General features: G+C 77.1%; 5 protein-coding genes and 2 pseudogenes. 4 read left to right on the forward strand and 3 right to left on the reverse strand.

Going from position 1 to position 6,243, the window contains the following annotated elements; translation table 11 throughout:
* Positions 1-655: pseudogene (locus tag C6N75_RS23485) on the reverse strand (hypothetical protein); the annotation flags it as partial.
* Positions 646-1,896, reverse strand: coding sequence for a hypothetical protein (locus C6N75_RS23490; protein ID WP_407703263.1), 1,251 nt, complete (start codon positions 1,894-1,896; stop codon positions 646-648). The pseudogene C6N75_RS23485 and the gene C6N75_RS23490, both read right to left, overlap by 10 nt.
* A gap of 144 nt (positions 1,897-2,040) precedes the next feature.
* On the opposite strand from C6N75_RS23490, the gene C6N75_RS23495 reads away from it, so the two are divergent.
* Entirely contained in the window at positions 2,041-2,637 is a 597-nt protein-coding gene (locus tag C6N75_RS23495; protein ID WP_105870893.1) for a histidine phosphatase family protein, read from the forward strand.
* Positions 2,638-2,660: 23 nt separating this feature from the next.
* On the opposite strand, the gene C6N75_RS23500 is transcribed toward C6N75_RS23495, so the two are convergent.
* Positions 2,661-4,031 carry a transcriptional regulator gene (locus tag C6N75_RS23500; protein WP_105870894.1) on the reverse strand — a complete coding sequence of 457 codons (1,371 nt, stop codon included), beginning with the start codon at positions 4,029-4,031 and terminating at the stop codon, positions 2,661-2,663.
* Positions 4,032-4,292: 261 nt separating this feature from the next.
* On the opposite strand from C6N75_RS23500, the gene C6N75_RS23505 reads away from it, so the two are divergent.
* The 3 genes and pseudogenes from C6N75_RS23505 to C6N75_RS23515 all read left to right on the forward strand — a co-directional run.
* Positions 4,293-4,820, forward strand: coding sequence for a hypothetical protein (locus C6N75_RS23505; RefSeq protein ID WP_407703264.1), 528 nt, complete (start codon positions 4,293-4,295; stop codon positions 4,818-4,820).
* Between the two features lie 168 nt (positions 4,821-4,988).
* Positions 4,989-5,978 (forward strand): NAD-dependent epimerase/dehydratase family protein, encoded by a 990-nt coding sequence (locus tag C6N75_RS23510; RefSeq protein WP_105870895.1) that lies wholly within the window; start codon positions 4,989-4,991, stop codon positions 5,976-5,978.
* Positions 5,979-5,985: 7 nt separating this feature from the next.
* A pseudogene (locus C6N75_RS23515) lies at positions 5,986-6,243 on the forward strand (spermine synthase); the annotation flags it as partial.

Consider the following 6,243-nt stretch of genomic DNA (forward strand, 5'->3'; position numbering starts at 1 on the left):
CCCCCGCCTCGATCCACGCCAGCAGCGCGCCCAGGTGCTGGTCCTCCAGCGAGGACTGGCCGGTCGCCCAGTGCCGGTTCAGCAGGTCGGTCGCCGCCAGCAGCAGCGAGGAGCCGGGCACCCGGGCCCGCTCCCCGTAGTGCGTCAGCCACCGGCCCAGCAGCGGTACGCGGACGGGCGCCGGATACGGGGTGTCCGGGTCGTCCTCGGCGGTGCGCCGGAACCGCGTGGACCGGCCCAGCAGCCGTACGTACTCCACCCCGGCCCGGCTCGGCACGATCACCTGCGGCGCGTCCGCGCACAGCTCGACCTCCACCTTGACCTTCTTGCCGGTCTCCGGGTCGGTCTCGGACCGCTCGGCCGGCTCGACGTCGTCGGCGTACCCGTCCAGATGCGGCACCACCGCCTCGGCGAGGTCGGCCAGGAACGCGAACCGCAGGTCCCGGTCGCGCGGCTGGGCCACCACCAGCAGCCTCGGCGCGGCCGGGTCGTCGCCCACCAGCGCGCCCAGCGGCGCGCCCGCCTCGCCGGCGGTGGTCAGCGGCACCAGCACCAGCGGCCGGTCGGCGAGGTGCCGGTGGCGCACCGTGGCCAGCGGCTGCGCCCGCCCGGACTCCACCGCGTCGAGCCGGGCGAGCGTGCTGATCAGCGACATGCCGCCGCCTCCCGTCCGGCGGCGGTGCGGGCCGCCGCCTCGGCCAGCGCCTCGGTGCGCAGCGCCCGGGCCCGGCGCAGCGCCACCACGGCCGGGTCGGCGTCGTCGACGCCGTCGGCCGGGGCGTCGCCGCGGGCCGCGGCCAGCACCGCGTCGACCGTGGCCAGTCCGCCCAGCTCGCCGCGGACCGAGCGGCCCAGCGCCTCCACCGCCCCGGCCGCCCGCGCCCGGGCCCGGCAGTGGAACGCCAGCTCGCAGGCGGCCAGGCACTCCGGTGCGTAGGCGTGCGGCACCGCCTCCACCGCCGCGGTCAGCTCCCGCGCCGAGCGGCCCTCGACGTCGAAGCTCACCCCGTCCGGCAGGGCGGCCGCGATGTCCTCGATCCGGGTCAGCCGGTCGAGCTGCCGGCGGGTCACCGACACCTGCTTGCGCACGTCCACCACCGAGCCGGCCGGCTGGTTGGTGAAGTCCCGCGGGCACACCAGCAGCACCGAGCGGCCCACCTCGGCCCCCTCGGTCAGCGCCGCCACCCGCTCCAGCGCCAGCACGTACACCGCGGCCTGCCGGGCGGCCGCGCCGACCTTCGCCGGGTCGGCCGCGCCGTCCAGCACCGGGAAGGACTTGATCTCCACCACCGTCCAGCGCCCGTCGGGGTCGACCACCACGGCGTCGGGCTCCAGATAGGCGGGCGAACCGGCCACCTCCAGCGCCAGCAGCGGATGGTCCAGCAGCGTCCACGCCCCGGCGGCGGTGGCCTCCCGCAGCGCCAACGCGGTGCGCGCCACCCGTCCCTCGGGCCCGGCGGCCGCCAGCTCCGGCACCCGCACCTCGCCGGCCGTCCCGCCCTCGCCGACGCCGAGCAGCCGCATCAGCTCCAGGCCGCCGTCGGCCTTCACCCGCGCCTCGAAGGCATGCCCCCGGGCGAACGCGAACTGCGACTGCCCGTACGCGGCGGGGGAGCCGAGCGCGCTCGCCAGCGCGCCCTTGTCGACCCCGGCGCCGTCCAGCAGCGCCCGTCTGCGGCAGCCCGGATTGGCCGCGAGCGCCGCGAGCGCCCGCGCGTCCAGCGGATGCGGCACGGCCGGGCCGCGCAGCTCGGCCAGCTTCTGCCGCAGGGCCCGGCGCGGGCCGGGCACGGCCCCATCGCCCCCGCCGCCCGGCCGCTCCGGGGGCGCGGCGTGCGGTGTCGGCACCGTCCGCGGCGGCTCCCGCAGGGGACCGCCGCCCAGGAAATCGCTCACCCTCGGAAGTCTCGCATCCCCCACTGACAACAGCCCTCGCCCCCGGCGCGCCGGGGCCCGCGACGGTGCGTGATGATGGAAACGACGATCCCTCCGGGCCGCCCCGCGCTCCGGAGGCAGTACGGCGAACCACAGGAGACCCCCATGGCACCGCGCATCCTGCTCGCCCGGCACGGTCAGACCGAGTGGTCGCTGTCCGGCAGGCACACCGGCAGGACGGACATCCCGCTGCTGGAGGAGGGCCGCCGGGGCGCCAAGCTGCTCGGCGAGCGGCTGCACCGCGCCCCCTGGAACGGCCTGGAGGGCTACGAGATCCGCACCAGCCCGCTGTCCCGCGCCGCCGAGACCTGCGAGCTGGCCGGCTTCGGCGGCCGGGCCGAGACGTGGGACGCGCTGATGGAGTGGGACTACGGGGCGTACGAGGGCAAGACCCCGCCCGAGATCAAGGCGGGCGACCCGGACTGGTTCATCTGGCGCGACGGGGTGCCCGGGGGCGAGACCCTGGCGCAGTTGTCCGACCGGGCCGACGAGGTGGTGGCCTGGGCCCGTTCGGCCGACCGGGACACCCTGGTCTTCGCGCACGGCCACATCCTGCGCTCCATCGCGGCCCGCTGGCTGGGCGAGCCGGTGTCCTTCGCCGCCCGCATCCGACTGGACCCCACCAGCCTCTCCGGCCTCGGCTGGGCCTACGGCGACCCGGCCGTCGAGCGCTGGAACGACACCGGGCACCTGGAGGCCTGAGCCGCGCCCCGCCAGGGCACGGCTCAGACCTGGAGCATCGCCCGGCGTTCCAGGAAGGAGCGTACGGCGGGGGCGGCCGGGGCGTCGGCGGCGACCAGGCGGGCGGTGTGGTCCAGCAGGGCGTCGATCCGGCTGGAGTGCACCTCGGCCAGCAGGTCCATGGCGTGCTCGGCGGCCGTCGCCGCCTCGTCCGGCGCGCCGCCGCAGGCCAGGTCCACCGCGAGCTTGGCCCGGTAGAGCGCCAGGTTGCGGGTGAAGCGCGGGCTCTGTAGCACGGTGGCGCGCCGGGAGTGCCGTACGGCCCGGGGCCAGTCGCCCAGCGCCGACCAGCACTGGGCCTCCAGGTACTCCAGCTCCGGTTCGCCGAAGAACGACATCCACTCCGGGTCGTCGTCGGCCGGGCCCCGCCCGAACAGGGTGTGCGCCCGGCCGAGGGCCTGCTCGCAGGCCGCCCGGTCGCCGAGCCCGGCCCAGCCGCCGGCCTCCCGCAGCGCCAGCAGGGCCCGCAGCCGGCTCGACGCCAGCAGCCGGGCCGCCTGCTGCCCGGCCTGCGCGGCGCGCACCGCCTCCCGGTGCCGGCCGGCGTCCCGGGCCAGGAAGGAGGTGTTGGAGAAGGCGTGCGCCTCCAGCGCGGCGTCCGCGGCGACCCGGGCGGTGGCCAGCGCCTCCGCGTAGTGCGAGCGGGCGTCCTCCGGGCGGCCCGAGTCGTGGGCCAGCCAGCCCACCGACAGCGCCAGCTCGCCCGCGCCCGCGTGCATCCGGTCGGTGGTGGACTGGCGCAGCGCGCCGCCCGAGTCCAGCAGGGCGTACGCGGTGCGCAGCGGTTCGGCGGCCTCCCGGTACAGCCGGTCGGCGCCGTGCCGGTCGTCCAGCAGCCGGATGCGGCGCACCGCGTCCTCGACGGCTCTCACCTCGGTCTCGCCGAACCTGCCGCCGGCGCGGGGCGCGGGGATGGTGGCGGCGAGGCCGGGCGCGGGCGCGCCGAGACCGAGCGAGGCGGCGACCGCGGCGGTGCCACCCATGAATGCGCGACGCAGCACGTCGCTCTCCTCATCGTTCCGGACGGTGTGCGAGGGCTCCGGCCGGGCCGTCCGGCAGGCGTCCGCGGCCGCCTGCCGGGCGGCCCGGCCGCGGACGTCCTCCCGCGCGGTGAAGCCCAGGTCCCGCAGGGTCAGACCGGGGAACAGGTGCAGGAAGACCCGTTCGTAGGCGTAGTTGGGGCAGCGGATCTCGCCCGACTCCACCCGGCCCACGTACCGGGCGTCGCACGCGACGTGCTCGCCGATCTCCCGGCCGGCGCGGCGCACCGCGGCGGCGAACTCGCCGGGGGACCGCGCCCCGCGCAGGGCGCGGAAGGCGAGGTTGGGGACGGGGACTGCTGCTGAGGACGCCATGGTCGAGCCCTCTCCTGCGTTCTGCCGGGACGTCCCCGCGGGTGCGGGCGGGCGTTCCGGCCGGCCGCGCCGAACGTACCGTCTGTGACGGGGTCCGCACCCGCAGTTTGGTGACAAACGGGATATCTCATCCACGATCCGCCATGTTCTGCCATCCTTTGCGGCGGCCCGGTGCCGTAGCTGTTGACGCGGAGTGGCGTTGAACCATGTGGAGAGGCGCACCGTGTCCATCCACGGGGCTCGAAGCTGGAGGGGATTTCCTTGTCGGAGATCGGCACGCAGGCAGATCCGCACCCCGCAGGCCCGTACGGCACGGACCCGTACGGCGCGGCCCCGTACGGCACGGCCCCGTACGGCACGGCCCCGCACGGCACGGGCCCGTACGCCGGCGGCCTGCGCGCGGTGGGCGCGGGCCCGGTGGAGGTCGCCGAGGAGATCCCCTGCGACCTGGTCACCGTCCCGGTCCGGCAGGGCCTGGAGGCGGTGGACATCCTGCGCCGCGGCGGCGCCCCGGCGGTCGGCCCGGTGCTGCACGACGGCGACTGCGCCACCCTCGGCTTCCTGGTGCCGCCGGGCACCGCGGCCCGGTGGGACGTGCCCGGCAGCGCGTGCACCGACACCTCGGGGCGCGGGCTGCGCATCCCCGGCCCGGTCGCCCCCGAGGTGCTGCCGGACTCCGGCTGGCTGCTGCCGCCGGAGGACGCGGGCCCGGTGACGGATCCGGTGATGCTGCGCGCCGCGCTCGGCGAGGCCGCGCGGCTGATCGAGGCCGCGGACGACCGGCGCTAGCCGGCCCCGTACCGCCGTACCCGCGCACCCCTCCCGCCCGTCGACCGCGACGGGCGGGAGGGGTGCGTCGGGTGTGCGGCCGAGGCGGCACGCTCTTGTGTGAGACTCTAGTGAGAGTTACAATCTCTAACGAAAGTCATGTGGCAACGCGACCAAGGGAGCACGGTCATGGACAGCACGGGCCGGAACACCAGCGCACGCCAGTCGCACGTCGTCCTCGGCGCCGGACCGGCCGGTTCGGCCCTCGCCGGGGAGCTGGCCCGGCGCGGTCACACGGTCCGCCTGGTCTCCCGCTCCCGGCCGGCCGGCGGGGTGCCGCAGGGCGTCACCTGGCGGGAGGGCGACGTGGGCGCCGTCGAGGGCGCGCGGGCGGCGATGGCGGGGGCCGCCGTCGTCTACCACTGCGTCAACGTCGCCTACCACCTCCAGGTCGAGGCGATGCCCGGCATCCAGGACGCCGTCCTGGGCGCGGTCGAGGCAGAGGGCGCCCGGCTGGTGGTGCTGGACACCCTCTACCCGTACGGCCCGACCGGGGGCGAGGTGATGACCGAGGACACGCCCTGGCGGGCGACCGGCGCCAAGGGCCGGATGCGGGCCGCCCTGGACGCGCGCTACCTCGCCGCGCACCAGGAGGGCCGGGCCCGGGTGGTGCTGGGCCGCTCGGCCGACTTCGCCGGGCCCGGGGTGCTCAACTCCACCCTCGGCGGCGCGGTCTTCCCCGGCGCGCTGACCGGCGGCGAGGTGGTCGGCCTCGGCGACGTCGACCTGCCGCACAGCTACACCGACATCCGCGCGGTCGCCGCCGGGCTGGCCACCCTGGGGGAGCGGCCGGAGGGCGACGGCCGGGTCTGGCACCTGCCGACCGCGCCGGCCCGCACCACCCGGGAGGTGTTCACGATGATCGAGGAGCGGGTCGGCCGGCCGCTGAAGGTCACCGTGATGCCCGAGCCGCGCCCCTTCGGCCCGTTCGACCAGGTCTTCATGGACGCCTACGCCGAGCTGTTCTACCAGCACACCGAGGCGCAGGTGATGGACTCCGGCGCCTTCCAGGACGCCTTCGCCGCCCGGCCCGTCCCGCTCGGCGACACCCTGGACGCCGCCCTCGACTGGTACCGCGCCCTCCTGGCCGGGACGGGCCGCGAGCCCGCCGTCCGATAATGGCCTGATGGCGAGGAGCAGACGGCGGGCGGCCGAGGCGGAGGCGGTGCGGGAGACCGTGGGCGGGGGCGTGGCGGAGCTGCGGCCCGACCCCGACCGGCCGCGCGCCTGGACGCTGCTGGTGGACGGGGCGCCGCAGTCGCACGTGGACCTGGACGACCCGGGCCGGCTGAGCTTCCCGTACCAGCGTCGGCTGGGTCATGTGGTGGACCTGGCCGCGCCGGCCGGTCGCCCGCTGACGGCCGTGCACCTCGGCGGCGGGGCC

Origin of the sequence: Streptomyces solincola (assembly GCF_002982015.1) — a bacterium.
Taxonomy (GTDB): Bacteria; Actinomycetota; Actinomycetes; order Streptomycetales; family Streptomycetaceae; genus Streptomyces; species Streptomyces solincola.

Bases quoted from the DNA above. Each gene is read 5' to 3' on its own strand.
- C6N75_RS23495 (WP_105870893.1), top strand. From the start codon at position 2,041: ATGGCACCGCGCATCCTGCTCGCCCGGCACGGTCAGACCGAGTGGTCG.
- C6N75_RS23500 (WP_105870894.1), bottom strand. From the start codon at position 4,031: ATGGCGTCCTCAGCAGCAGTCCCCGTCCCCAACCTCGCCTTCCGCGCC.
- C6N75_RS23510 (WP_105870895.1), top strand. From the start codon at position 4,989: ATGGACAGCACGGGCCGGAACACCAGCGCACGCCAGTCGCACGTCGTC.